The 25591-nt window shown below is 64.5% G+C and carries 24 protein-coding genes; 14 read left to right on the forward strand and 10 right to left on the reverse strand.

From position 1 onward, the window contains the following. Positions 1–12 precede the first annotated feature (12 nt). Positions 13–1437, reverse strand: coding sequence for a serine hydrolase domain-containing protein (locus CJ028_RS11580; protein ID WP_161498965.1), 1425 nt, complete (start codon positions 1435–1437; stop codon positions 13–15). Between the two features lie 136 nt (positions 1438–1573). Between CJ028_RS11580 and CJ028_RS11585 the strand changes: the two genes are divergently transcribed. The 8 genes from CJ028_RS11585 (at position 1574) to CJ028_RS11615 (ending at position 11065) form a co-directional block, all read left to right on the forward strand. Beyond that, entirely contained in the window at positions 1574–3259 is a 1686-nt protein-coding gene (locus tag CJ028_RS11585) for a DUF885 domain-containing protein (RefSeq protein ID WP_105035397.1), read from the forward strand. Positions 3260–3408: 149 nt separating this feature from the next. Beyond that, positions 3409–4821: a serine hydrolase domain-containing protein gene (locus tag CJ028_RS11590; RefSeq protein ID WP_105035398.1), complete on the forward strand. Its 1413-nt coding sequence runs from the start codon at positions 3409–3411 to the stop codon at positions 4819–4821. Between the two features lie 97 nt (positions 4822–4918). Continuing rightward, positions 4919–6676, forward strand: coding sequence for an ABC transporter substrate-binding protein (locus CJ028_RS11595; RefSeq protein ID WP_161498966.1), 1758 nt, complete (start codon positions 4919–4921; stop codon positions 6674–6676). Between the two features lie 107 nt (positions 6677–6783). Then, the gene (locus CJ028_RS11600) at positions 6784–7827 is read left to right on the forward strand and encodes an ABC transporter permease (protein WP_105035400.1); all 1044 of its coding nucleotides are present in this window, start codon (positions 6784–6786) and stop codon (positions 7825–7827) included. Beyond that, positions 7824–8762 (forward strand): ABC transporter permease, encoded by a 939-nt coding sequence (locus CJ028_RS11605; RefSeq protein ID WP_105035401.1) that lies wholly within the window; start codon positions 7824–7826, stop codon positions 8760–8762. Before CJ028_RS11600 ends, CJ028_RS11605 begins: the two co-directional genes overlap by 4 nt. After that, on the forward strand, positions 8762–10471 hold the full coding sequence (locus CJ028_RS11610) for a dipeptide ABC transporter ATP-binding protein (protein ID WP_105035402.1): 1710 nt from the start codon (positions 8762–8764) through the stop codon (positions 10469–10471). The genes CJ028_RS11605 and CJ028_RS11610 overlap by 1 nt, the downstream gene beginning before the upstream one ends. Before the next feature lie 23 nt (positions 10472–10494). Beyond that, positions 10495–10572 carry a hypothetical protein gene (locus tag CJ028_RS21415; protein ID WP_240607250.1) on the forward strand — a complete coding sequence of 26 codons (78 nt, stop codon included), beginning with the start codon at positions 10495–10497 and terminating at the stop codon, positions 10570–10572. Between the two features lie 4 nt (positions 10573–10576). After that, positions 10577–11065, forward strand: coding sequence for a YajQ family cyclic di-GMP-binding protein (locus CJ028_RS11615; RefSeq protein WP_105035403.1), 489 nt, complete (start codon positions 10577–10579; stop codon positions 11063–11065). Between the two features lie 139 nt (positions 11066–11204). On the opposite strand, the gene CJ028_RS11620 is transcribed toward CJ028_RS11615, so the two are convergent. The 3 genes from CJ028_RS11620 to ubiE are packed head-to-tail and all read right to left on the reverse strand — an operon-like array spanning position 11205 to position 14428. Beyond that, positions 11205–12587, reverse strand: a complete 1383-nt coding sequence (locus CJ028_RS11620; RefSeq protein WP_105035404.1) for an FAD-dependent oxidoreductase — start codon at positions 12585–12587, stop codon at positions 11205–11207. Between the two features lie 48 nt (positions 12588–12635). Beyond that, the gene (locus tag CJ028_RS11625; RefSeq protein WP_240607219.1) at positions 12636–13706 is read right to left on the reverse strand and encodes a polyprenyl synthetase family protein; all 1071 of its coding nucleotides are present in this window, start codon (positions 13704–13706) and stop codon (positions 12636–12638) included. Between the two features lie 5 nt (positions 13707–13711). Further along, positions 13712–14428: a bifunctional demethylmenaquinone methyltransferase/2-methoxy-6-polyprenyl-1,4-benzoquinol methylase UbiE gene (gene ubiE / locus CJ028_RS11630; RefSeq protein ID WP_105035406.1), complete on the reverse strand. Its 717-nt coding sequence runs from the start codon at positions 14426–14428 to the stop codon at positions 13712–13714. Positions 14429–14527: 99 nt separating this feature from the next. Between ubiE and CJ028_RS11635 the strand changes: the two genes are divergently transcribed. Continuing rightward, positions 14528–15769 (forward strand): isochorismate synthase, encoded by a 1242-nt coding sequence (locus CJ028_RS11635; protein WP_439099043.1) that lies wholly within the window; start codon positions 14528–14530, stop codon positions 15767–15769. Between the two features lie 9 nt (positions 15770–15778). Here CJ028_RS11635 and CJ028_RS11640 read toward each other — a convergent pair whose 3' ends face one another. The 3 genes from CJ028_RS11640 to CJ028_RS11650 form a co-directional block, all read right to left on the reverse strand. Beyond that, on the reverse strand, positions 15779–16636 hold the full coding sequence (locus tag CJ028_RS11640) for a DUF4190 domain-containing protein (RefSeq protein WP_105035407.1): 858 nt from the start codon (positions 16634–16636) through the stop codon (positions 15779–15781). A gap of 176 nt (positions 16637–16812) precedes the next feature. Beyond that, positions 16813–18525, reverse strand: a complete 1713-nt coding sequence (gene menD / locus CJ028_RS11645) for a 2-succinyl-5-enolpyruvyl-6-hydroxy-3-cyclohexene-1-carboxylic-acid synthase (protein WP_105035408.1) — start codon at positions 18523–18525, stop codon at positions 16813–16815. Beyond that, positions 18518–18985 carry a PLD nuclease N-terminal domain-containing protein gene (locus tag CJ028_RS11650; protein WP_105035409.1) on the reverse strand — a complete coding sequence of 156 codons (468 nt, stop codon included), beginning with the start codon at positions 18983–18985 and terminating at the stop codon, positions 18518–18520. The genes menD and CJ028_RS11650 overlap by 8 nt, the downstream gene beginning before the upstream one ends. Positions 18986–19057: 72 nt before the next feature. Here CJ028_RS11650 and CJ028_RS11655 point away from each other — a divergent pair, with 72 nt between their 5' ends. Continuing rightward, positions 19058–19375, forward strand: coding sequence for a DUF4229 domain-containing protein (locus CJ028_RS11655; RefSeq protein ID WP_105035410.1), 318 nt, complete (start codon positions 19058–19060; stop codon positions 19373–19375). Here the strand turns inward: CJ028_RS11655 and CJ028_RS11660 are convergent. Together CJ028_RS11660 and CJ028_RS11665 are read right to left on the reverse strand one after the other, a co-directional pair. Then, on the reverse strand, positions 19349–20401 hold the full coding sequence (locus tag CJ028_RS11660; RefSeq protein ID WP_240607221.1) for a 1,4-dihydroxy-2-naphthoate polyprenyltransferase: 1053 nt from the start codon (positions 20399–20401) through the stop codon (positions 19349–19351). The genes CJ028_RS11655 and CJ028_RS11660 overlap by 27 nt on opposite strands. 27 nt (positions 20402–20428) lie before the next feature. Next, positions 20429–21553 (reverse strand): AMP-binding protein, encoded by a 1125-nt coding sequence (locus tag CJ028_RS11665; RefSeq protein ID WP_240607222.1) that lies wholly within the window; start codon positions 21551–21553, stop codon positions 20429–20431. Between the two features lie 279 nt (positions 21554–21832). Here CJ028_RS11665 and CJ028_RS11670 point away from each other — a divergent pair, with 279 nt between their 5' ends. The 4 genes from CJ028_RS11670 (at position 21833) to CJ028_RS11685 (ending at position 24500) form a co-directional block, all read left to right on the forward strand. After that, a complete protein-coding gene (locus CJ028_RS11670) occupies positions 21833–22807 on the forward strand; it encodes a sigma-70 family RNA polymerase sigma factor (protein WP_161498967.1) in 975 nt (324 codons plus the stop codon). A 40-nt stretch (positions 22808–22847) separates the two neighbouring features. Next, entirely contained in the window at positions 22848–23183 is a 336-nt protein-coding gene (locus tag CJ028_RS11675; protein ID WP_105035412.1) for a DUF7882 family protein, read from the forward strand. Next, on the forward strand, positions 23180–23434 hold the full coding sequence (locus tag CJ028_RS11680; protein ID WP_105035413.1) for a hypothetical protein: 255 nt from the start codon (positions 23180–23182) through the stop codon (positions 23432–23434). The genes CJ028_RS11675 and CJ028_RS11680 overlap by 4 nt, the downstream gene beginning before the upstream one ends. A gap of 82 nt (positions 23435–23516) precedes the next feature. Beyond that, complete coding sequence (locus tag CJ028_RS11685) at positions 23517–24500, forward strand: o-succinylbenzoate synthase (RefSeq protein WP_105035652.1); 984 nt, start codon at positions 23517–23519, stop codon at positions 24498–24500. 86 nt (positions 24501–24586) lie between these two features. On the opposite strand, the gene ccsB is transcribed toward CJ028_RS11685, so the two are convergent. Next, the gene (gene ccsB / locus CJ028_RS11690) at positions 24587–25585 is read right to left on the reverse strand and encodes a c-type cytochrome biogenesis protein CcsB (protein ID WP_105035653.1); all 999 of its coding nucleotides are present in this window, start codon (positions 25583–25585) and stop codon (positions 24587–24589) included. Positions 25586–25591: the final 6 nt, after the last annotated feature.

Here is a 25591-nt window from a genome sequence, read left to right on the forward strand (position 1 = left end):
TCCGCCGGGCCGTTAGTCGAGCACGCCGGTCACGAGCAACGTTTGGATCCTCGCGGGGATCGTTGGGGTGACCAGAATCTCGCAGCGCAGCCGGCCCCTGGCCGCAGGCAGGAACCAGACACGATGGGCCGGCGTCTCTCCGGTGGCCGTGCTGGTCTGCGGACGCGCGTCGGCCTGAAGCCCCCCGACGCGGTCGATCTCAGATTGAATGCCGATGGCCCGCTCGTCGAGCGGCAGATCGAGAGCGGCATTTTCAGCGAAGATCTCGTTGGCCAGCGCGTTCCTCCACGAACGCACGAGCTCGGTCGCCTGTGCCTGCAATTTTCGGGTGTCCGGCCACGCCTCGTGCGCCACCATACGGCGGTCAGCACGCTCGACCGCGAGTTCCAGTGCGGCAGTGGCGGGTTTCTTGCTGCCGGAATAGGTTGCATTCTCAAACGAGACGATGCCCAGGGCTGCGGCCTGGTTCCAGCGCATGTGCGCGCTGAATCCTGGGTAGCCGCCGGAATGAAAAGCGGTGATGCCCCCGCTCGCATGTTCTTGCACGAACAGACCAAAACCATAGCCGTAGCTGCCCCCCTGCTCGCCTCCACCGGGGATTGCCCGCTGAATCTGCTGCATCTCACGTCGGCTCGAGGCGGCGAGGGGCCCCGGCTCAGCGCCGTCGGACCGCAACGCGCTGCCCAGCCAGCGGGCCCAGCGGGCCAGATCGGTGCCGGTCGAAAAAATGCCGCCGATCGGCGAGAAGGCACCCGGTCCGGAGAACGGCAATTCAACCCAGTTCTCGCCACGGCGACGATGACCCGAGGCCAACCGAGCGAGACTCACCACGGTCGACTCGAAACCGGTGGAGGCCAGCTGCAGCGGTTGAATCAATTCCGTCGTGACCACGTCGATGTACGTTCGGCCGGTGACTGTTTCGATGACTCGACCGAGCAGGGCATAGCCAAGATTCGAATATTCGAAACGTGTGCCCGGCACGCTGGCCAGGTGCACCGACGCCGCTAGCAGGTCCAGCTGTTTCCGGCTAATGGACTCCTGGCGGTCAGCCCAAGGGTCGTCCGTGGCTAATCCGCCCGACATCGTCATGAGCATGCGCACGGTCGGGGTGGCGGTTTCCTCGCCGTGAGACTGTGCGTGAAATGACGGAACGAAGTCGGTTATCGGTGCGTCCAGATGCAGGAGCCCCCGGTCGCGTAGCAACAGGAGCGTCGCAGCCGTGAAACTCTTGGTGCACGACGCGATTCGAAACGCGCTGTCGCACGTTGGCGCCGCGCCACCCGGGCGAACGTGCCCAAAACCACCGTCGCCCTCAATCCCGTCGACCCCGAACAGGGCGAAGTAGGCGCCCGGCGCATGCGCATCCCGGATCCGAGTGGAGTACAGGGTCGAAATCTCCTGAAGGAGCACATCGTCGCGCGGCCACAGCTGGGTCATAGGGCCTTTCCAAACCGTTCCCTCACCATTCCCAGGCGGGTTTGGCACGCATACGTATCGTATATTTCCAGCTTTCGGCACAAATCTGTGCCTCATGAAGCCGTAATGCCAAAGATACCCCCACTAGGCTCGTCCCGTGACCGATCTAAACGCGAATCCTGCCGCCCGCCTCCCCACCGCCGTCGACGCAATCGCTGAGGCGTGGGTTGACGTGCAACTCGAATTGTTCCCGGAATTCCAGGTGCATCTCGGCCGGGGCGGCCGGGGCGGGGAGTTCACCGACTATTCGCCCGACGGTGCCGAGCAGATCGTCGACGCAACAAAATCCGCGCTGGCCAGCATCCGCTCGGCCGCACCGGTCGATGACGTCGACTGGGTCACCCAGCTGGATCTCTCCCGGGAACTCCAACTGGCCATCGACGAACACGACGATGGCTTCGGAGAACGCAACCTGAATGTGATCGTCTCTCCTCCCCAGGAGATGCGCGAGGTCTTCGACCTGTCTCCGACCGACACCGAGGCGGACTGGGAGACAATTGCCCGGCGCCTGCACAATTTGCCCGCTGCCATGAACGGCTACATCCAGCGCCTACGGAGCGGCATCGCATCGGGCAATGTTCCCGCGCTCCGCCAGGTGCGGGAGCTGATCGGCCAGGCCGGAAGGCAGGCCTCACCCACCGGTTTCTTCGCCCGGTACGCCCAGCGTCCCGTGGCGGCAACCGCGGAGCTGGGCTCCGCCCTGCTTCGCGACATCGAAGCCGGCTCCCGAGAATGTGCCGGCGCGTATGCGAACCTCGCCACATTCTTAGCCGACGAACTCGCGCCACACGCCCCCCGGCGCGATGCGGTCGGCCGAGACCGTTACGCACTTGCCTCGCGCCATTTTCTCGGTGCCACTGTCGATCTCGACGAAACCTACGAATGGGGCCTCGACGAGTTGGCCCGCACAGTCGTCGAACAAGAGCGGGTCGCGCAGCAGATCAGTCCCGGCGCGACCATTAGCGAAGCCGTCGCGCTCCTCGACGGCGACGACGGGCGCAAGCTTCACGGCACCCAAGCCCTCAAAGAGTGGATGCAGCTCAACAGCGATCACGCCGTCACGGAGTTGTCGAAGAGTCATTTCGACATCCCCGACGAGGTCAAGCGCCTCGAATGCCTCATCGCACCCACCCAGGAGGGAGGAATGTACTATACCGGTCCGTCCGATGACTTCTCCCGACCCGGCCGGATGTGGTGGAGTGTGCCGGAAGGCATCACAGAATTCAGCACCTGGCGAGAGCTCACCACCGTTTTTCACGAGGGAATTCCCGGCCATCACCTGCAAATTGGCTTGGCGACCCACAACAAGGCCACGCTCAACACCTGGCGCCGGAACGCTGGCACCTCCGGTCACTGCGAGGGCTGGGGCCTGTACGCCGAACGTCTCATGGAGCAGCTCGGATTTCTCGAAGATCCGGCCGATCGTTTCGGCATGCTGGACGCCCAGCGGATGCGAGCCGCCCGGGTTGTGCTCGACATCGGGGTGCACCTGCAGAAACCGCGCCCGGATGGTGCGGGCCGGTGGGACTTCGACTATGCCCTCGAATTTCTGCGACAGAACGTCACCATGAGTGAACCTGCCCTGCGCTTCGAGGTGAATCGTTACTTCGGCTGGCCGGGGCAGGCGCCGTCATACAAAGTTGGGCAACGAATCTGGGAACAAGCGCGGGATGACCAGCAAAAGAGGCAGGGTGCAGACTTTAATATCAAGGCCTTTCACACCCGAGCGCTTAGCCTCGGAGGTGTCGGACTGGACACTCTCACCTCGGCATTGCGGCGCTGATCGTAGCGGTGGAAACTGCCTGATTTCCACCAACTTGTCTATACGCTCTGGCATCGTGTTTGCGTTAGCGTCGTGAGTACTGAGTTTACGTAACGTAAACAGAAACAAAGCGACACACACGTACTAGCGGTTCCCGGGGGGAGGACGACATGCAGGTTCAATCGACTCAGCACGACGTTCTGACGTACTACGCGCACTGGCTCGACTATCGTCGCTGGTACCTACGCGTTCCTGGCCTGCAGGCAGCCGTCTGGCACGCCGACGGCATTCACCTGAGCGTCGCGCTCGGCCTGGCCAGCACGGACCCGGCACGGCAGATGTCCGACACCGATGTCTTTAGGGTGGCCTCGCACTCGAAGACTTTCACCGCCACCGCCGTGCTGCAACTGGTCGAGTGCAAACTTCTGCGTCTGGATGACACGGCCGGCGGCTGGGTGCCTTACCTTGCCGGTGGCCCACTGGCTTCGGTCACGGTGCGCGAGCTGCTGTCCCATTCCAGCGGTCTTTTCCGCGACGGGTCCAACAACGACTGCTGGGATGCCCTGGGAAGCTTCCCGACGCTTGTCGAGCTGCAGGCCGTGCTCACCCATGCCGAGGCGCCGACCCTGCACCGCAACGAACGCTTCAAGTACTCCAACGTAGGGTTCGCCCTGCTCGGGCTCATCGTGGCAGCGGCATCCGCTGTTCCGTTCAACGACTACGTGCGCGATCACATTATCGCCGACCTCGGATTGGCGCATACCGGCCCAGAATTGGATCGCTCAGACCAACGCCCTCGAGTCACCGGGTACGGCAGTCTCAGCAGCTCCCAGCTGCGCACAGCGGTCGAGCCCCTGGATACCGACGCATTCTCCCCGGCCGCGGGGGTGTTCTCGACCGCGACAGATCTGGTCACGTACTTCAGTGCGCAGTTCATCGGCTCAGGCCGCCTGCTCACCGACGAGTCCAAACGGCTCATGCAACAGCCGAGCGGTCTCCCCCAGACCGACGGCGGTCAGTATGGGTTGGGAATGGGCAACTATCGGGTCGGAGGTCGAACCGTGCGCGGTCACGGAGGTGGCTTCCCTGGCCAGATAACCAGTTCCCTGTTCGACGACGAGGCCGGGATTGCCGTATCCGTGTTGACCAACACCATCGACGCTCCCGCATTCAGCCTCAGCTCCGGACTCTTCCGCCTTACGGACCTGCGCGAGACAACGGCATCCGCTCCACCGGTGGCGAACTTCCTGGACGGGCCCGGCCGATTTGCCAACCAGTGGGGCGTGACCGATGTCGTTCCGCTGGGAAACAGCATCTTCCTTCTCGACCCCACCGAGTCGAACCCGGCCGAGTGCGCCATTCGCCTGGAACCCACCGACCGGGCGACCGAAATGCGCATTGTCGAGGACGGTGGCAGCAGCAAAATCGGCGAATTGGTTCAGTTCAACCTGGATTCAACCGGCCAGACGGCATCCATCGTCATTGCCGGCAGCCAGAGTTTTCGACTCCGCCATGCGGCCAGCACGCCCGGTACCAGCGCACCATCGATCGAATCCTCGCCGCCGCCAAACAGTCAACCCTAAACGTGTCCGTCACCAGAGATTCCAGCTCCAGCTGAAAGGACCAGACAGTCAGCTTCACAGCGCACGCGCCTTAGCCCGTTACAACGATGGAGAAGTCATGCGGTACCTCAAACAGTTTGTCGCCATATCAGCGTCCCTCGTACTACTCGGTCAGGGAACGGTCGCCACTGCGGCCACCGTTTCCCCCGAAGCCGTTATGCGGGTGAACCTCTCGGGAACCATCGATTCCCTGAACCCGTTCACCGCGAGCAACCAGGCCGCACTGAATGTGCTCACCCTGCAGTATGAATCGCTGGCACGATCAGGGCCAGACGGCACCAACGTGCCCGACCTGGCCTCAGATTGGACCGTTGACGACACGGTCTGGACCTACCACCTCCAGCCAGATCTGAAATGGTCCGACGGAGAACCCCTCACCTCGAAAGACGTCATCTGGACCTTGAACGAGATTCTGACCAATCCCGCACTGGCCACCCAGAACGGCAGCTTCGTTGACAGCATCGACACGGTCTCGGCGCCAGACGCCGACACGGTCGAAATCGTCACGATGACCGCCCAGGCAACGAACCCCGCAGCCGGTCTCATGATCGTTCCGGAACATATCTGGAGCGACATTGCCGAGCCAGACACCTACGAGAACACCGATTCTCCCGTTGGGTCGGGACCGTATGTGCTTGAGTCGTACGAGCGCGGCGGCGCGGCCATCATGAAGGCCAACCCCGAGTTTTGGCGCGGCGCACCCGCCCTGGACGGCGTGCATTTCATCGTTTACAAGAACACGGATGCCGCCATTCAGGCTCTCCGCACCGGTGAACTCGACCTCGTCGGCGGCATGACAACCGCCCAGTACGATTCCCTGGAAGGCGTTGACGGCATCACCCAGAACGAAGCACTGTCAACCAACTATTCCAACCTATCCGTCAACTCGGGCGCAGCCGACAGCAGCGGCAACCCCATCGGTAACGGCTCGGTGACCCTTCAAGACCCCATTGTGCGCCAGGCCATGCGCCAGGCCATCGACCAGCAGATGCTCGTCGATCGGGTGCTGGGCGGACACGGCTCGATCGGTGCGGGAATCATCCCGCCCGGACGCCCCAACTGGTACTGGGACGACTCCTCGGTCGTCGATCCGTATTCGCCGGACGAAGCCAACGCCTCACTGGATGCGGCCGGCTACACCATGGGTGCAGACGGCATCCGCCTCGGAAAAGACGGAAACCCGATCCAGATCCGCATGTCCTACAACGCGGCCAGCACGGCGAACAGCCAAAGCGCTGAGTTTCTGCAGTCCTGGTTCAAGGGAATCGGAATCGGCATCATTCCGCAGCCCACCGACTGGGACCAGATGTCGAAGGACCTTGCCGAAGGCACCTACGACACTTTCATCAACGGTTGGGGCGTAGGAATCGACCCCGATTACATGCTGTCGATCAACCTCTGCTCGGCTCGACCGGCCACAGCGGGCGCGGACAGCCCCGCCGGCGAGAAATGGTGCGATCCGGAGTTCGACCGCCTCTACCTCGAGCAGCACTCCGAGACCGATGAGGAGAAGCGCAAGGTGCTCGTTGACCAGGCAATTGAACTGCAATACACCGCTGCAGTAGCCATCATCCTGTACTACCCGAATCCTCTGCAGGCGTATCGCTCCGATCACGTCACTAACCTCACCCCGTATGCCGGCGACATTGACTACTACTGGGCTTATGCCGATGCCGAACCCGTGGCCTCAGTCGACGATAAGGCGGACAGCCCGGCACGGCTGCTGCCGGTTGGAATCGGCGGTGGCGTCCTCGTCGCTGCACTGGCGATATTCCTGATCGTGCGCCGTCGAAAGACCGCTGCCGACCGCGAATAGTGGTGTGTACTGAGGTGGTCTGCTCGCTTCTTAGTCATTAAGAGCGAGCAGACCACCGATCGTTTTATCCGCGTAGTTGTATCCGCGTTCAACAGTCGAGGTGCGTCATGTCGTCGATCAAGCCCAGTGAATCAGCTGCCGAAACGGTGGTCAAGGAAGACTCCGAGGTTCGCCCCAGCAACAGCTTCTGGAGCTATCTTGGGCGCAAAACCGGTGGCGCATCGATCAGCCTCATCATGGTCGTCCTGCTCGGATTCTTCGCCTTTCGGGTACTGCCGGGGGATCCGGTCACCAGCCTGACCAAGGGCAAGCAGGTCACCGCAACGCAATTGGCCAACCTCAGGGAGATCTACGGACTCGACGAACCGCTCTGGACGCAGTTCGGCCTATACCTGTCGAATCTGGTGACCGGGAATCTGGGTACGTCATATACCTTTCGCGCCCCGGTAGCGACCCTGATCGCGGAGCACCTCTATCCGACTCTGCTGCTCACCTCGGTCGCGGCAGCCCTGTCAATATCGCTCGGGCTGTGGGTCGGTCAACGATCAATCGCGAAGCGCGGCGGCTGGTTCGATCGCGCGAGCACGGCCGTGGCCCTGACCCTTTGGTCTGTGCCGACATTTTGGCTTGGTCTGCTTCTGCTGATGCTCCTCGGCGGTGGCTTGCAGTTGTTTCCGGTCGGCGGGATGGTGACAGCCGGCGCAAACTACACCGGCCTCGCCTATGTCTGGGACGTAACCCGACACCTTGCCCTCCCCGTCACGACCATGGTCGCGGTCACGTACGCCCAATACATGCTCGTACTTCGCGCGTCGTTGATCGACGAGATGTCGGCCGACTATCTCGTGACCGCTCGGGCGAAGGGGCTGCGCGACGATCTCGTGCGTCGGCGCCATGCCGTTCCCAATGCGCTGCTGCCCACGGTCACCCTCGTTTTCATGCACATCGGCGGCCTGATCGGCGGGGCCGTCACCGTCGAGACCGTTTTCTCCTGGCCGGGGTTGGGCTATCTCACTTTTCAAGCCCTCACCGGCCCTGACCTGCCGCTGCTGCAGGGAACGTTTGTGGTCTTCTCGGTGATCGTCATCATCATGAACCTCGCGGCCGACCTCATCTACCGCGCACTGGACCCTCGGGTGCGTCTGTCATGACAACAGTGGAAAGCGACACCGTGACGCAGTTATCTGCCCCCCGCCCGCCGAGTCTTCGAACCACCACCCGGGCGCGCAGGAGTGAACGCTTCGTCGACGGCTGGCATTCTTTTCGCCAGAGTAAGAGCGGCGTGGCCGGTCTCGCCTTTCTCCTGCTCGTGGTTCTCGGTGCGTGTTTCGCTCCCTGGCTCGCCCACGAATCTCTCCTCGATGTGACCCTGGTCGACAACGACCTGAACGAGCCGCCCAGCTGGGAGAACCCGTTGGGAACCGATCCCCTCGGTCGATCCGTCCTGGTCATGCTGCTGTGGGGTTCACGAATCTCGCTGCTGGTCGGCGTCGCGGCGACCATCATGTGCATGTTCCTCGGCACCCTCATCGGTATTTTGGCCGGCCACTTCACCGGCTGGCGCTCCGCAATCGTCATGCGTTTTATCGACTTCTTTCTGGTGTTGCCGTCGTTGGTTCTGGCCATCGTGCTCTCCACCGTGCTGCAGCGCGGCATGTGGACCATCATCATCGCCCTCGGGGTGACCTCCTGGGCCGGCACTGCTCGCCTCGTTCGCGCGCAGACGCTCACCATCGAGGCCCGGTCGTACATCGAACGTTCGATCGCGCTCGGCGCCAGCCATCGCCATATCATCAGCCGTCACGTCCTGCCGGGAGTCATGCCCTTCATCATGGCCAGTACCACTCTCACGGTGGGCTCGGCGATCATTGCGGAGTCAACCCTGTCTTTTCTGGGGCTCGGTGATCCCAGTCAGGTGTCCTGGGGATCGATGCTCAAACTCTCCCTGGACTCGGGTGCGGCCACCGCCGGATACTGGTGGTTTGTGCTTCCGCCCGGACTAGCAATCGTGGCCGTCGTTCTGGCGTTCACTCTCGTCGGCCGCACCATCGAGACCATGATCAACCCGACATTGCGAGCCCGCTGATGCCTTCCGTGACCTTTGACGACGTCAGCGTCGTCTATTCCTCTCAGACCGATACCGGCCGCGGAAAAATTGCGGCTGTTCGCGGCGTTTCCTTCACTCTTCCGGAGCGCGGAACCCTCGGCATCGCCGGGGAATCCGGATCGGGAAAGTCGACCCTGGCTATGTCAGTACTGCGGCTGCTTCCCCGTAATGCCACGGTCAGCGGTCGAATCCTGCTGGATGACCGCAACGTTCTCGAGCTGAGTTGGGGCGCTTTGCGCACGGTGCGCTGGGGTGAGGCCTCGGTGGTCTTTCAAGGTGCGATGCATTCCCTGAATCCTGTTCAGCGAGTCGGAAAACAGATCCTCGAGGCTCTCGAACTGCACGCGAAGAATGGATACGCTACCGCGACCGCGCGGCAGGCACGAATGCTCGAGCTGTTGGGCCTGGTCGACCTCCCCGGAGCTAAAGCGGAACAGTACCCGCACCAGCTTTCGGGTGGGCAACGCCAGCGTGTAATGATCGCGATGGCGTTAGCCTGCGACCCCGAACTGATCATCGCTGACGAACCGACAACGGCACTCGACGTCATTGTTCAAGCTCAGGTTCTCGAGGTGCTGGCCAATCTGGTTCGCGAGCGGGGTCTTTCACTCCTCATGATCAGTCACGACCTGTCAGTTCTGGGCAGCGTTTGCGACCAGATCGGGGTGATGTACCACGGTGAGCTGGTCGAAATCGGGCCGAGCGCCGACATCATCGCGAACCCCAAACACCCGCACACCCAGGCCCTGGCTGCCGCGTTTCCCACGATCGGCGATCCGGCCAGCAGGTTTCTGCCGGTCTCGAGCAAGGGCACCGGTGCCATGCCGATCGTGGACACTGCCGGCAGCGGAGGCACCGACGCTCCTGCCGGTGCGGTCATGCTGGCCGCACGCCAGGTGTCCGTGGCCTTCCACACCAGTTCCGGTGTTCTGAAAGCCGTCGATGATGTCGATCTGGAGTGTCGCGAAGGCGAGATTGTGGCACTGGTCGGCCAATCCGGTTCCGGCAAGACCACACTCGTGCGCACCCTCCTTGGATTGCAGCAACCGAGTCGTGGGGAGGTGCTGTTTCGTGGGCAGCCGTTGGTGCGAACGACGAAGGGTTTGAAGGCCTACCGGCGCCTCGTTCAGCTGATTCCCCAGGATCCATCCGGTGCCCTGAACCCGAAACATTCGGTCTACGATTCGGTGGCGGAAGGCATCCGCATTCACCGTTTGCCTGGCGATGAGCGTGAACGGGTCGCGCGGGCTCTCACCGCCGCTGAGCTGACTCCACCGGAGGAATTCTTTCGCGCCATTCCGCAGGAACTTTCGGGTGGCCAGTGCCAACGCGTGGTGATTGCCGGTGCCCTTGCGCTGGGACCGAGCTTTCTCGTGGCCGACGAGCCCGTGGCCTCGCTGGACGCGTCGGTACGGGGAGAGATTCTCGCGCTGCTTCTGCGGCTGCGGCGCGAACTGGGGCTCGGCGCCTTGATCATCACCCATGATCTGGGCCTCGCCTGGAACATCGCCGACCGCGTGATGGTCATGCACGAGGGGCGAATCGTGGAATCCGGCGCAGTCGAAGACGTGCTGCTGAACCCACAACACGCCTATACCCGCAGGCTGCTGGAGGCCGTGCCGTCCACTGCCGGCAACGCCCGGAAGACTCCAGGGGAGGCACGCCTGAGCCCACCAGGCTGGGGCTAATTCCCGTTGGCTACGCGGACGGTATCCCCCGTGCCGCGAATGTGCCCGTTTATCCACTCCAATCGGACACTTTTTGCGCTCTCGCGGGTCGGATACCATAGGAGAATGGCAGATTCAACGTTCGACATCGTCAGCAAGGTCGACCCGATGGAGGTCGACAACGCCCTCAACCAGGCGCATAAAGAAGTCGCGCAGCGCTACGACTTCAAGAACGTGGGGGCCTCGATCGCGATGAGTGGCGAGAAGGTGCTCATGAAGGCGAACACCGAGGAGCGTGTCAAGGCGATCCTCGAGGTGTTCGAGGCCAAGCTGATCAAGCGCGGCATCTCGCTGCGCAGCCTCGACGCCGGCGAGCCGTTCGCCTCCGGCAAGGAGTATCGCATCGAGACGACCATGAAGGCCGGCATCGACCAGGAAAACGCGAAGAAGATCAGCAAGATCATTCGCGACGAGGGCCCCAAGGGCGTCAAGAGCCAGATTCAGGGCGACGAGCTACGGGTCAGTTCGAAGAGCCGCGATGACCTACAGGCCGTCATGACCCTGCTCAAGGGCAAAGACCTCGACGTGGCCCTGCAGTTCACGAACTTCCGTTAGCCGCCCGCCCGATCCGCCAAGGGCACTTCCTCGGGCCACCGGCCCACCTTATGAACCGGGGCCCGGTCTATAGACTGGGCCCACGTTCGGGGCCCGGGCCCCGACCGCAAGTGACGACACGCGCGAACGCCCGTTGGGACTACTCGGCTCGGGAGACGGTCACCATCTCGTCGCGGTCGACGACCTTGATGCGGGTGCGGCCGACGGCCTCGCCGAGGGCGAGCTCGTGCTGGTCGAGGTTGTGCCAGCCGTCGAGGCCGGTGTAGCGAACGCCGCGCGCATCGAGCAGCTCCACGATGGTCTCCTCCGACGGTGACTCCGGGCGCCACCAGTTGCCGAGGTCGTTGATCAGGTGCTTGATGGTTTCCATTGCGTCGCTCTTGGTGTGGCCGATCAATCCCACCGGGCCGCGCTTGATCCAGCCGGTCGCGTAGACGCCGTACATCTGCTGGTTGAACAATCCGCCGGTGCCCGCTGACGGATCGCGGCGCAGCACCTGGCCTTCACGGTTCGGAATGACGCCGCGCTTCTTGTCGAACGGCACGTCGGGCAGTTCCGACCCGAAGTAACCGACCGCCCGGTACACGGCCTGAACCGGGATCTCACGAATCTCGCCGGTGCCGACGACGCCGCCGGCGGCGTCCGTTGTGGTGCGTTCCCAACGAAAAGCGCCGACCCGGCCGGTACCGTCGTCGACGATCTCGACCGGCTTGGCGAAGAAATGCAGGTGCAAGCGACGGCTGGCGGTTCCGGTCTCGCGGGCGCGCCAGGTGTTCAGTGTCTTGTCGATCACGAAGACCTGCTTGTTGCTCGCGACGGCGGCCTGAGCGGCCTCATCGTACTCGAAGTCTTCGTCGTAGACGATCATGTCCACGTCGTTCAGCTCGCCCACTTCGCGCAATTCCAAGGGCGTGAATTTGACGGATGTCGGCCCGCGGCGTCCAAAAATGTGCACGTCGGTCACCGGTGACGCTTTCAACCCGTCATACACGTTTCCGGGAATCTCGGTTGAAAGCAGGTCGTCGGCATGCTTGATGAGCATGCGGGACACGTCGAGCGCCACGTTGCCGTTACCGATCACGGCGATCTCGCGCGCCTCGAGCGGCCAGGTGCGCGGCACGTCGGGGTGTCCGTCGAACCAGCTCACGAAGTCGGCGGCACCGTACGAGCCGTTCAGGGACGCGCCCGGAATGTTCAGGTCGGCGTCCTTGCCGGCGCCGGTCGCGAAGATGACCGCGTTGTAGTGCTTCTTGAGGTCATCGAGGGTGACGTCCACCCCGAACCGTACGTTGCCGAAGACGCGAATGTCGCCGCTGTCCAGCACGCCGCGAAGCGCGGTGATGATGCCCTTGATGCGGGGGTGGTCGGGGGCGACGCCGTAGCGCACCAGGCCGTACGGCGCCGGAAGGTGGTCGAACAGGTCGATTGAGACCTCAAAATTGCGCTCGGCCTTGAGCAGAATATCGGCGGCGTAAATGCCGGCCGGTCCGGCACCGACGATGGCCAGTCTCAATTTGGTCACGGAAGATTTCCTTACTGCGCGAGCAGTCGGGGCAAGCCCCAACACGCTCTAGCTGGAGCGCTCGACGATGGAATCGGCGAATCGGGTGAGGGCTTTCTTGACCGAACCTTTCGGCAGCGGTTCCAGGGCGGCGACCGCGTCGCGGGCCCAGCCGTGGGCTTCGGCGAGGGTTTCGGCGGTGACGGCGTTCTCCCGCAACGCGGTGATCGCCGTATCGGCGGCCTCCCCCTGCTCAGCATCGGCCGACATGACGTCCCGTTCCAATCGCAACAGCAGATCAGCGGATGCCCCATCGCTCACGGCGCGTTCCCGCAACCGAAGCAGCGGAAGCGTCACCACGCCGGCCCGGAGGTCCGTTCCCGGAACCTTGCCGGTCTCCTGGGGCTGCGGCGACAGGTCGAGCACGTCGTCGATCAGCTGGAACGCCACGCCGATCTTCTCGCCGAAGTCGACGACGGGCTGCTCGAACTCGGCCGGGGCGTTGGAAAACACCACACCGCCCTGGGCTGCCGCAGCAATGAGCGAACCGGTTTTGCCGGCCAGCACCTGAATATAGTGTTCGACCGGGTCTTCACCGGGGCGCGGGCCGACCGTCTCCTGAAACTGGCCAAGCACGAGGCGCTCGAAGGTGGTCGCCTGCAGCTTGATGGCTCGTTCGCCGAGGCGGGCCATCAGCTGGCTGGCGCGGGCGAACAGCAGATCGCCGGTCAGGATGGCAACCGAGTTACCCCAGACGGTTTGCGCGCTCGGCACACCGCGGCGCTTGTCGGCGTCGTCCATCACGTCGTCGTGATAGAGCGAGGCAAGGTGGGTCAGTTCGATGGCGGTAGCCGCCGTAATCACATCCGGCACGACCCCCTCGCCGAGGTGGGCGGTGAGCAGCGCGAGCATGGGACGCACCCGCTTGCCGCCGGCGTTGAGCAGGTAGCGGCTCGTGACGGTGGCGATTTCGTTGGCGTAGACCAGTTCGGCAAGCAGTGCCGCTTCGACCTTTTCGATGCCGGCATCGATGTTTGCGGCCAGGCCACGGTCGGCGGAAGTCGAGAAAATACGATCGCCAAGGCCCGCCTGGCTGGTCACCGACGCGCTGCGTCGAATCACGGGGGCTCTGGATTTCACGTAAGTCAGCCTATCGAGTTGATCGGCTTGGTTCCGCGGTGCAGCGCCACGATGCCGAGCGTGAGATTGCGGTACGCGACGGCGGAGTATCCGGCCGAGCGCAGCCATCCGCTGAGCACCGGCTGAGTCGGCCACGCCGCGATGGACTCGCCGAGATAGTCATAGGCTTCGGCATTCGACGAGGCGAGCCGCACGACCCGCGGCATGACGTGGTTGAGATAGGCGAAGTAGCTCTGGCGCACGAGCGAAAGCGGCGGGGTAGAAAACTCGCAGATGACGACGCGACCGCCGGGCTTGGTCACCCGGTAGAACTCGGCGAGGGCCTTTTTCGGTTCGACCACATTGCGTAGTCCGAACGAGATGGTGACGGCATCGAACTCGTTGTTATTAAAGGGCAACGCTGTGGCGTCGGCCTGTACGAACTCGATGTTCGGGTTGTGCGCGTGGCGATTTTTGCCAACCTCGATCATGCCGGCCGAGAAATCGGCGGCGACGACGTGGGCGCCGCTGTGGGCGAGGGCGGCGCTGGAAGTTCCGGTGCCGGCGGCGATGTCAAGAATGCGCTCGCCCGCCCGGGGGTTGACGGCCTTCGTCGTGGCGAGGCGCCAAAGCGGCGCGTTGCCGACCGACAGCAGCGCGTTCGTGCGGTCATAGTGGGCGGCGACCTCGTCGAACATGGCAGCCACCTGCGCGGGCCGTTTGTTCAGGTCTGCTCTATTCACCCCATCATTCTAGGATGCCAAAGCCCGCCGAAACTGCACGGTTGCCGGGGGCAGATTCGCGTAGGCCGAGTGGCGCGGGCGTAGGCTACAGAAGTGAATGTGCAGGCCTTGACGGTCGAAACCTCCCCGATAGCCGATATCCGCCAACTGATTCTGCTGCTCGACGGTCGTGCGCCCCTGCTCTGGATGCGCCGCAACCAGGGTCTGGCCGGCATCGGCTGCGCCCTGCGGCTCGAATTCTCCGGACCCACCCGCATGACGGATGCCGCGGCCGCGTGGAAACAGGTCGCCCGGTTGGCCACCGTGACCGACCCGCTCGGTCGCACCGGAACCGGGTTGCTCGCGTTCGGCGCCTTCGCCTTCGATGAGTCGTCGGCCCAGACCAGCGTGCTGATCGTGCCCGAGATCATCGTTGGCCGTGAAGATGGCCAGTGCTGGGTGACGCGCATCTGGGCGACCGGCGAAACCGCCCCGGAGCACGGGGTGGCGCAGAACCCGCTCACACTGCATCCGCTCGGCGACGAGTATCGCATCGCCTTGCTGCCGGGAGCGCTGCCTCCGGAGGGTTTTCGCGCCGCGGTCAGCTCGGGCATTGAGCGCATCCGGGCGCAGCAAATCAACAAGGTCGTGCTCGCCCGCGACCTGGTCGGGCGGGTACCGGCCGAATCCGACCTGCGCCGCGCCATCACCAAACTCGCCCTGGGCTACCCGGACTGCTGGACCTACGCCGTCGACGGCCTCATCGGCTCGAGCCCGGAGACCCTCATTCGCGCCGATCACGGTTCGGTCAACGCCCGCGTGCTGGCCGGCACGATCTCGCGCGGAGCAGATGCTGAAGACGACCGCGAGGCCGCGCTCAACCTCGCAACCTCCTCGAAAGACGGCGACGAGCACGAGTTCGCCGTGCAGAGCGTGCTTAAGTCGCTGCGCCCGCACACGTCGGTGCTCGCGACGAGCGAGATTCCGTTCACGGTGAAGTTGCCGAACCTGTGGCACCTTGCGACCGATCTCGAGGGCACCCTGAGCGATGGGTCAACGTCGCTCGACCTGATCGCGGCATTGCACCCGACTGCCGCAGTTGCCGGAACCCCCACCGACCAGGCGTTAGATCTCATTCGCGAGCTTGAGCCCTTCGACCGTGGCCGCTATGCCGGGCCGGTCGGCTGGGTCGGCGCCGACGGCGACGGTGAGTGGGCGATCGCCCTGCGCTGCGCCCAGGTCGCACCCGAAGGCGGCATCACCGCCTATGCAGGCTGCGGCATCGTGCTGGACTCCGATCCGGAGCGTGAGCTCGCCGAAACGAAGATGAAGTTTCGCCCCATCGTCGAAGCCTTCGGCTGAACTTCGCGGCTACTTCCAGCGCCAGGAATCGATGGCGGCAGCGATGATTTCCTCTCCGTTGTCTTCGGGAATGACGAAGGAGATCAAGAAGAACTGCACCGGCTCCCCAGCTGATTGGTAGATGTCCGGGGCGAAGACGGTGAGAAACGCCTTGGTGCGGGTGTTCTCGGCGGTGCTGATCATCCGAGTGAGGTTCGCGTCGACGCCGTCGAGGGTTACGGCCTCTTTCAGGCTCGTGACCTCGCCGGCCTGAGGAAAGTAGCTCTGGTTCAGAAACTCGACCATGTCGTTGAGGCTGCCGCCGGGAACCCATTCGTCAGTGCTGGCCACCGCCACCGGTTCCACCAGTACGCTGCCGAGGATGCTGCCCACGCCGGTCTTGTGGATGACACCGTCAGCGTCACGTTCACCCCAGAGTTCCAGGGTGGTGATGCAGCCATCCGTTTTCTCAGCGGATTGGTTATTGAGGTAATCGCCGGGCCCGTTGAAGGAATAGCAGGGCGTGATGACGGGCTGGGCATCGGTGAGCACAGCCGTGCCGATACCCGAATTCACCAGAGCGACCACGATCACAATGGTCACGAGCACGTTGGCCAGCACGGCCAAGGATGAGCCGATCAGACCCGCGAGCCCGAACGATTTGCCGCCCGGCCGGCGCATCGCCAGAATGCCGAGGATGATCCCGGCGACACCCAGCAACAGTCCCACAATCGGAATCCAGCCGATGACGAAGGCGCTGATGCCCACGATGAGGGCCGCGACAACGATGCCGCCGCGACGTGTCGGCGGGTTCGACACGGGTGCCGGTCCCGGGGCGTATTCGGGGAGGCCGCCCGTCTGCGGTGGTCCCTGGGGCGAATCGGTCATCTGAGCCTCCCGGCATCCGTGTGACTTAAACGGTACCAATCCGCCCGCCCAAGCATCTGCTCCCCACATATCTGTGGATAACTCACGCCCACGACTCGCGAGAGCGGAGAAATTGTTACTTCACGGGTGCTGAAGCAACCGTTTACCCGCTCTCGCGAGCTGGGACCGGGGGTCGGCTAGCGGACTAGCGGAACCTCGAGGATCGTGGGACGAGTAGGGGCACCGGTCAGGGCGCGCTCTAGGTCGGCTCGGGTCGCGGCGATCTCGTAGTCCCAGCCGTACGCGGCGGCAAGCGCCTTTAAGTCCACTCTGCGCGGGGTGTAGAGCACGCGCTCCATCGCCTCGGCCGGAGCCGTCGCGGCCACTTCGAGGCCGTCGAAGATGCTGCCACCACCATCGACGCCGACGATGACCTGCAGCCGGGGCTCAGCTTCGCCCGGGGCGAGCAGCAGCGATCCGACGTCGTGCAGAAAGGTGAGGTCGCCCATCAGAACCCGAGTCACGCCGACCGAGCGCGGCTCCGGTTCGGCCTGACTGGCCAAGGCCACACCGAGCGCGGTGGCAATGGTGCCATCGATGCCGGCCAGCCCGCGGTTTGCCAGCACGGTGATCTTCTTGCCTGGCACGCGCTTATCGGCCTCACGAATGAGCCGGGAAGCGCCGAACACGAGCCGGTCGTGCGGCCAGGATGCCCGCCACACCGCGTCCACGAGCCGCGCCCGGGTGAGCGGCGCGCGCAACACGGCCAGTTCGGCCCGGGTGATCCCCCGCTTGTCGATCGGCGCTCGTTCTGCGCCGGCCGCCGCTTCAGCGAGGGCGCGGCTGGTCATGACCCACCGGCCCAGCCACGCCCGGCCGGCCGGCGTGCGCGCGGCCGCAGCGCACGCGGCATCCGCTCCGACCGAGCGGGTGAAGGCGCGTGCAGCGCAGCCCGGGTTGTACCATTCGAGGCCGGTCGGGGCTACGACGATGGTCTCGACGCCGTCGCGGGAGATCAGGGCCGGAATCTCCCGGCTGAGGGTGGGGTGCCCGAAGACGATCACCCGTTCCACCTCGCCGCCGAGATCGACAGCGGCCAGCAGCTCGCGGTAGTGCACGATGAGGTTCGGCCCGAACCGGGCGCCACTGGAGACTTCGGCCAGCAGCGGCCAGCCGCCGGCGTGCGCCAGCTCTTCGGCCGCGGGACCGGCGCCGTCGCCGGCCACAACGACCGTGCGTGGCCCAGCGGCGAGCAGCATGGCCGGCCCGTCCGGCAGCGCGGCGGGCCCAGCGGCCGGCCCCGCGGGAATCACCGACAGGTCGGCCGGCAGAGCCGCCGACAGCGGCTCGCGAAAGGCGAGGTTGAGTTGGGCGGGGCCGGGAGCGGTGCTGAGAACGCCGGTGGAGGCATCCATTGCCTGCCGTGCGAGGGCCACGGCGATGCCAGCCTCATCGGGCTCGCCCACCGGGGCCGGAACGTCGAGGCACAACCGGGTGGCAACCCCGAACAGGCCAGACTGCACGGTGGTCTGGTTTGAGCGGATGCCGCGCAGCTCGGCCGGGCGGTCGGCTGTCAGCAAAATCATCGGCATTCCGGCATGGTGCGCTTCGAGTACGGCCGGGTGCAGGTTGGCGACGGCGGTTCCCGAGGTCACCACGACGAGGGCGGGCAGACCGGTTTCGAGGGCGAGGCCGACGCTGAGAAATCCAGCGCTGCGTTCGTCGGTACGCACGTGCAAACGGATGCTGCCAGCCCGTTCTAGCCCGGCCGCAGCCAGGGCGAGGGCCTGCGAGCGGGCGCCGGGGCACAGCACGAGATCGCGCACGCCGAGCCGAACGAATTCGTTCAGAAGGGCGATGCTGAAATCGGTCGCCGGGCTGCTGGGGTTGCGGGTAGCCCGCTCAGGCATCCCGACGGCCAGGCTGTTCGCCCTCGCCCGGTTCGTTCTTCTTCGTTGGGTCAACGCCTGCCGTACCAGCGGTGCCACCCTTGCCCGGTGTGGGGTCGTTTTTGTCGAGGTCGGCGAGGTCCTGCTCCATGCGGCGGATGCGTTCCTGCTGGTCTCTCTCGTTGAACGGGCGGTTCTCGCCGCTGTCCGTCTTCAGCCCACCACCATTAAGACCACGCAAAAAATCCAAGTCGTCATCCGGGGCAACAGAACGAAAGGACCGCGTGGTCGGGGTGGCGCGGCCGTGGCCGACGAGCAGCCAGAGCAGTGGGCCGATCAGCGGCACCAACACGATGACGAAAATCCACACCCAGCGCGGCAATCCGCGAATGCGTTTACGGTCGAACACGGCACAGTCCACAAGGGTGTAGACGGTGAGGATGACGAGGGCCAGTCCTAGTCCGATCAAGAGCTTGGGCATAACTTCATTGTAAGCCGTTTGGCCGTGAGAGACATGTGCGCCTACTCAGCCGCGGCATTCTAAGCTGGATCTATGAAATCCGTGGCTCCCTGGCTGTACTTCTCCGTATTGCGCGTCTTAATGTTTGCCGTTCCACTGGCTATTCTGCTGTCGCTGGGATTCTGGCCGTGGGCATCCGCTGTGATCGCCGCCTTGGTCGGGCTGTGCCTGTCGTATCTGCTGCTGGGCAAGTCCCGCGAGAGCGTTGCGCGCGACCTCTACCAGGCGCGGCACCCCGACAAGGAACCGGTGAACCCGGATTCCGAGATCGAGGACTCGGCACTGAACGCCGCTGAGCAGCAGGCCGACACCATGCAGGCCCCCTCAGAACGCGAAAGCAAGTCCCAGTAGCAGCCCGTAGGCCAGCGCCGCGAGGCTCGTCAGCTTAAGGGCGAGGATGAGTTCTTTTGCCGAGGTCGCGGTGATCGTGATGAGGCAGGCCGGCAGTGCCAGCAACAACACGAAGAACGTGAAAATTCCGAGCGGGTAGACCAGGCTAAACAGACCGGCGATCACGAACGGCAGCAGCAGAAAGATGCAAAACACGACCCGGGAGGCCGTGCTGCCGATGCGGACCGCGAGGGTGCGCTTGCCGGCGGCCTTGTCGGGCACAATGTCGCGCAGGTTGTTGACCATCAATACGGCGCAGGCGATCAGCCCCATTGCCACGCCGCCGAGCACGCTCTCGGTGGTGAAATCCCCAACCTGCACGTAGGTCGTACCGGCGGTCGCCACCAGGCCGAAGAACACGAACACGAACAGTTCGCCAAGGCCGAGATAGCCATAGGGCTTTTTGCCACCGGTGTAGAACCACGCAGCGGCGAGGGCGACAACGCCCACCAGTAGCAGCCACCAGTACTGGGTCAGAATGACGAGGGTCAGGCCGCCCACGGCCGCGAGGCCGAAGAAGACGAGCGCAACGCGCAGCACGGTGCGCGGGTTGGCGACACCGCCGCCGGTGAGCCGGGCGGGCCCAACGCGAAAGGCATCCGTGCCGCGAATACCGTCGGAGTAGTCGTTGGCGTAGTTGACGCCGATCTGCAGAAAGAGTGCCACGGCGAGCGCGAGGAGCGCACGCACGGGGTGATAGACGCCCGGGCCGCTCGCGACGATGGCGGCGCCGGTGCCCAGAAGCACGGGAGCGATGGCGAGCGGCAGGGTGCGCAGGCGGGCGCCGGAGATCCAGTCGGATGCCGTGGCCGGCTTGACCCTGGCCGGCCCCTTGCGGGGCGGGCCGTTTTTATAGGCCGGGTGGCCGGATTTGCCGCTGCCCTGGACCTCACCGGCCTTTTTAGCGCCAATTTCAGCGCCGGCCAGCGTCGCTTGGGGGTTCAATCGTTGTTGTTTGGGCCTGACCGGCCGAGCTCCTTGTGCCACGCCCCCATGCTACTGGCCAGTAAGACGTCACGCTGGCAGCTGCGCGGCCAGCGCCCTGCGGTCAGGCTTGCCCGAGGCCAGCAGCGGAATCTCCGCCACCCGCACGATGCGCGCTGGCCTGGCCGCACGCCCCAGCGCCGCCACAACGGATGCCGCCACAACGGCATCACCCGCAGCCTCGCCCACCACCACCACCACCACCGGAACCTGGCCCCACACCTCGTCGTCGCCACCGATGACGACGGCCTGCTCGAACCCCGAACACGACCGCACGATGCGTTCGACGGCATCCAGGGACACCTTCTCCCCGCCGGAAACGATCACGTTGTCGGCTCGGCCGAGCACCCTGACGCGTCCGTCGACGATGTCGCCGAGGTCGCCGGTGCGATACCAGCGCACGCCGTGCTCCACCACAAAGCGCTCACTGGTGCGCACGTCGTCATCGAGGTAACCGTCGGCGAGCACCGAGCCCGACAGCTCGAGCTGCCCACCCACGACCCGCACGAGGGTGTCGCCGATCGGCACACCGTTGTAGATACAACCGCCGGCAGTCTCCGACGATCCGTAGGTGCGCACGACCCGCACGTCAAGCTCGGCCGCCCGCGCAATGAGATCGGGACGAATCGCCTGCCCGCCAACCAGAATCGCCGTGAAGCGACGCAGCACGGCCAACAGGGCCGGGTCATCCGCTGCGTCGAGCAGGCGCGCCAGCTGCACCGGAACCAGCGCGGTGTAGCGCAGCGGCTCGGTCATGGTCTCGGCCAGCCGCCGAAATTGCTGCGGATCGAAGTGGCCAGGGGGCAGCACGAGCGGGCTGGTTTCGGCCGCGATCGAACGCACGAGCACCTGAACCCCGGCGATGTAGTGCACGGGCAGGGCGAGCAGCCATTGACCGGCTCCGCCGAGGACGACGGCAGAGGCCGCGGCGCCGGCGAGCAGGGCATTGGTGGCGAGCATGACACGTTTGGGCGCGCCGGTCGATCCTGAGGTCTCGATGACGACGGCGACTCGCCTCGGCACGTCGCTGAGAATCGCTGCGGCGCTGCCCACCGGCACCGGCAGCACGGCTGGCCCGTTGCCAGCGAGCGCAGCACGCAACACGGCCAGGAAGTCGAGCGGATGCTCCGGCGCCAGCGCCCGCAGCGCCCTCACGACTGCGCTGTCACGGCCCGGAAGCCCGCTGAGATGGGTTCGGACACCTGTTCGCTCATGCTGTCAGCCTACGCGGCAGGAGCGTCGACTTTTCGAATTATCCAACTCGTAAGATTAGGGGTTGAAAAGGCGAAAAAACCTCAGGTACTGTGGACCGAGCAAGATGTCAACCCCTTGTCATGCACCCCGTTCGGGGGTGTACTAATGACTTGGAAAGTACGGGGAGGTCGCCATGAATAGCACGCACGAAAGCACGAGCAAATGCGGGGGGACAGAACCATGACAACCACCGTTCAGGAATCGCGCACCACCGCGTCACCCCGTCGCACCACGTCCCCGGGTAATTACAACGCCGCCTCGACGGATGCCTTCGGTGATTACCTGCGCCGCATCGGCAAGGGCAGCCTGCTCAACGCTGAGCAGGAAGTCGACCTGGCTCGCCGCATAGAGGTTGGACTGTTCGCCGAGGCGCGGCTACTGCAGGGTGCCGGCACGCGCGACTCGGCCGACGAGCGCGAACTCACCTGGCTGGTGCACGACGGGCGCCGCGCTAAAAACCAGTTCATCGAGGCCAACCTGCGTTTGGTGGTGAGCATTGCCAAGCACTACTCCGGTCGCGGCGTGCCCATCATGGACCTCGTGCAGGACGGCAATATGGGGCTGGTTCGCGCCGTCGAGAAGTACGACTTCATGACCGGGTACAAGTTCTCCACCTACGCCACCTGGTGGATCCGCCAAGCCATCCACCGGGGCATGGCCGACAAGTCGCGCATGATCCGCATTCCGGTGCACACCGCCGAGAAGCTCAACAAGATCAAGCGCATCCGGCGCGACCTGACCAGCGTGCTCGACCGCGACCCTACTGCGCGCGAAATCGGCGAAGCCGCCCAGCTTCCCGTGCGCGACGTGCTCCGGCTGCTGCAATACGACAACGAACCGATCTCCCTGCACACCCCGGTCGGCGATGGCGCCGGCGACATGGCCGAGCTCATCATCGACGATGACCTCCCCCAGCCCGACGAACACGCCACTCTGACCCTGAGGGCCGCTGACATCCGCTATTTTCTCGATACCCTGCCGCCCAGAGAGCGCTCCATTCTGCGAGCACGGTTCGGCCTCGACGGCAACGAACCGCGCACCCTCGACCAGATCGCCCACATTGAGGGAGTCACCCGTGAGCGGGTGCGCCAGATTGAGAAACGCGCGCTGGCGCTGCTGCACGTACCACGGTTGGAGCACTACCTGCGGGACTAGGGCGCCGACCACATCGATTGCACGCGAGCAGGAGCGAGACATGGGAAAGCTGACCTACAACTCGACCCTGACCGCGGACTTCAACGATCGGGTGCTGGCCCACATTCAGGTTGTCATCGGTGCCAAGCTGCGCCGCGGAGAATCGTTCTATTTTAGCTGGAGCAACGATCCGCAGTCCGGGGACGCACGCAGCACGATCTGGCTGCACCCCGGCATCCCGATCGCTTACAAATACTTTGGGAGTCGGTCGCCCACGCTGAATCGCGAGTGGATCGAAGCGCTCATGGCCACGGCCAATTCCTCCAGCGGATTGCAGATCGTTCCGGAACCCCGTTCTCTGCCCGAACAATCGAATCTCGTGAAGGATGAACCATGAACCGCATCGACATCGTTTACGGCGGCAAACCGTATTCGCTTGGCGGCCGTTCCATTGAATTAATCCAGGTCGAAATCGACGGCTCCCTGGCCGCAGGACTTCCCTACTGGTTGCGGGTGAACAGTGGTGAAGGCCGCTTTGAAGACGCCTATTTGCTCATCGCGCCCGGCATCGCAGTGGCGATGGTCAACGTGAAGCCGAACGGAGTCGACCATGATCACAACGGCGATGAGCTGTACGAACAGGACTAGCCCGAACGGGTAAAACCCCGCTCTGGCCGTCTATCCAGCCGGAGGCTGACACACTGGAACCATGATGCCCTCACTGGATGCCATGGTCCCCCCCTTGGAAGAGCTTCTCGGTTCCGCGCACGTCGTCTCCCTGAAACTGTTCGACCGGTTTCGTGGGTTGGACAGCCGGGAAGCACTGCTGCTGGAAGGCCCGGAGGGCTGGACCGAGTTCTCGCCGTTCGTCGAGTACGACGACGCCGAGGCCACCAACTGGTTGCGGGCCGCCATCGACTTCGGCTGGCAGAGCACGCCCCACGCGCTGCGCACGAGCATTCCGGTCAACGCTACCGTACCCGCAGTTCCGGCCGAGAAGGTGGCCGAGGTCCTCGCGCGTTTTCCCGGATGCCGTACCGCCAAAGTCAAGGTAGCCAGCCCCGACCAGACCCTCGCGGACGACGTCGCCCGGGTGGCCGAGGTGCGCCGGGTGCTCGGCCCTGAGGGACGTATCCGTATCGATGCGAACGGGCTGTGGAACGTCGACGAAGCCGAACACGCCATCCACGCGCTGAGCGCTTTCGACCTCGAGTACGTCGAGCAGCCCTGCATGACCGTGCCAGAGCTCGCCGAGATCCGCCACCGAACGACCTATCTCAGCGTGCCGATCGCCGCCGATGAGAGTGTGCGCAAGAGCGGCGATCCGCTCGCCGTGGCTAGGGCCGGCGCCGCCGACATTCTGGTGATCAAGGCGCAGCCGCTCAGCGGCATTCGCGCCGCGCTGTCAATCATTGGCCAGACCGGATTGCCCGTCGTGGTGTCCAGCGCCCTCGACACGTCGATCGGGCTGTCGATGGGCGCGCACCTGGCAGCATCCGTTCCGGGACTGTACTTCGACTGCGGCCTTGGCACCGCCTCGCTGCTCGCCGAGGACGTCACGAGCGAGCCACTGCTGCCGGTCAACGGCGCCGTCCCGGTGCGCCGGGTCGTGCCCGATGCCGCGCTGCTGGCGCAGCACGCGGCCAGCCCCGAGCGCCGCGACTGGTGGCTCGGCCGCCTGACTCGCACCCACGCGCTCATCGCCGCCGAGTAACCCCAGGATGCTTTCTGCGAGAGCGGGAAAAACGTTGCTTCAGAGTGGCCGAAGCAACGTTTTTCCCGCTTTCGCGACGGGACCAGCTAGAGGCCCGAGTAGGCGTGCAAGCCCTTGAAGAACACGTTGACGATGCCGAAGTTGAACATGACGGCAGAAAAACCGATGATCGCCAGCCAGGCTGAGCGTGATCCGCGCCAGCCGCGGGTCGCCCGGGCGTGGATGTAGCCGGCGTAGATGACCCAGATAATGAAGGTCCACACTTCCTTGGTGTCCCAGCCCCAGTAACGGCCCCAGGCTTGCTCGGCCCAGATCGAGCCGGCCATGAGGGTGAAGGTCCAGAGGATGAAGCCGATGATGTTGATGCGGTAGGCCAGGTTCTCCAGCGTCGCCGACGACGGCAAGGTGGCCAGAAAACGCAAGCGAAGAGCGGATGCGATCGGCCCGCTCGACGCGGTCGTCGCCTCGGCCACATGGTTCTCGCGCCGGAACTGCAACAGCTGCACGGCCGACAGGGCGAAGCCGAGCGCGAACATGCCCGTAGCCAGCGACGCCACGAAGACGTGAATGACCAGCCAGGCGGACTGCAGCGCCGGCGGCAACGGAGCTACCTCGACGTAGAACTGCAGGGCAGCCACCCCCAGGAGCACGAGCACCAGGCCGGTGACGAAGGTGCCGAGAAAACGCAGGTCGGAGCGGGTCAGTACGATCAGGAACACCGTCATAATGAGCAGCGTGCCCGTCATGGCGAACTCGTACATGTTGGCCCACGGCACCCGATCAGCGGCGAAGCCACGCATGATGGTGGCCGCGAGGTGCAACGCCCAGGCCAGAACGGTGAGAGCGACTCCCACGCGTAGGCTCGACGACCGGCCGTAGGGAAGCGCGGCGTCGTTGTCCATGCGAGCGCTAATGCGCGACAACACGGGCCGTTTCAGCGTGAGTGTGCTGCCGGCGGATGCAGCGGAAACCGCTGACGGAGCGGCATCCGCTTCGACCAGGTCTGCCTCGATCGCACCGACGGCGCTGGAACGGCGGGCCAGGTCGATGGCAAAGGCGATGAAGGCGAGGGCGTAGACAGCCATCGCCGA

Origin of the sequence: Cryobacterium aureum (genome assembly GCF_002954245.1) — a bacterium.
Taxonomy (GTDB): Bacteria; Actinomycetota; Actinomycetes; order Actinomycetales; family Microbacteriaceae; genus Cryobacterium; species Cryobacterium aureum.

Coding starts and splice junctions, on each gene's coding strand:
- CJ028_RS11580 (WP_161498965.1), bottom strand. CDS start 1,437: ATGACCCAGCTGTGGCCGCGCGACGATGTGCTCCTTCAGGAGATTTCG.
- CJ028_RS11590 (WP_105035398.1), top strand. CDS start 3,409: ATGCAGGTTCAATCGACTCAGCACGACGTTCTGACGTACTACGCGCAC.
- CJ028_RS11595 (WP_161498966.1), top strand. CDS start 4,919: ATGCGGTACCTCAAACAGTTTGTCGCCATATCAGCGTCCCTCGTACTA.
- CJ028_RS11600 (WP_105035400.1), top strand. CDS start 6,784: ATGTCGTCGATCAAGCCCAGTGAATCAGCTGCCGAAACGGTGGTCAAG.
- CJ028_RS11605 (WP_105035401.1), top strand. CDS start 7,824: ATGACAACAGTGGAAAGCGACACCGTGACGCAGTTATCTGCCCCCCGC.
- CJ028_RS11610 (WP_105035402.1), top strand. CDS start 8,762: ATGCCTTCCGTGACCTTTGACGACGTCAGCGTCGTCTATTCCTCTCAG.
- CJ028_RS11615 (WP_105035403.1), top strand. CDS start 10,577: ATGGCAGATTCAACGTTCGACATCGTCAGCAAGGTCGACCCGATGGAG.
- CJ028_RS11640 (WP_105035407.1), bottom strand. CDS start 16,636: ATGACCGATTCGCCCCAGGGACCACCGCAGACGGGCGGCCTCCCCGAA.
- menD (WP_105035408.1), bottom strand. CDS start 18,525: ATGCCTGAGCGGGCTACCCGCAACCCCAGCAGCCCGGCGACCGATTTC.
- CJ028_RS11650 (WP_105035409.1), bottom strand. CDS start 18,985: ATGCCCAAGCTCTTGATCGGACTAGGACTGGCCCTCGTCATCCTCACC.
- CJ028_RS11655 (WP_105035410.1), top strand. CDS start 19,058: ATGAAATCCGTGGCTCCCTGGCTGTACTTCTCCGTATTGCGCGTCTTA.
- CJ028_RS11670 (WP_161498967.1), top strand. CDS start 21,833: ATGACAACCACCGTTCAGGAATCGCGCACCACCGCGTCACCCCGTCGC.
- CJ028_RS11675 (WP_105035412.1), top strand. CDS start 22,848: ATGGGAAAGCTGACCTACAACTCGACCCTGACCGCGGACTTCAACGAT.
- CJ028_RS11680 (WP_105035413.1), top strand. CDS start 23,180: ATGAACCGCATCGACATCGTTTACGGCGGCAAACCGTATTCGCTTGGC.
- CJ028_RS11685 (WP_105035652.1), top strand. CDS start 23,517: ATGGTCCCCCCCTTGGAAGAGCTTCTCGGTTCCGCGCACGTCGTCTCC.
- ccsB (WP_105035653.1), bottom strand. CDS start 25,585: ATGGCTGTCTACGCCCTCGCCTTCATCGCCTTTGCCATCGACCTGGCC.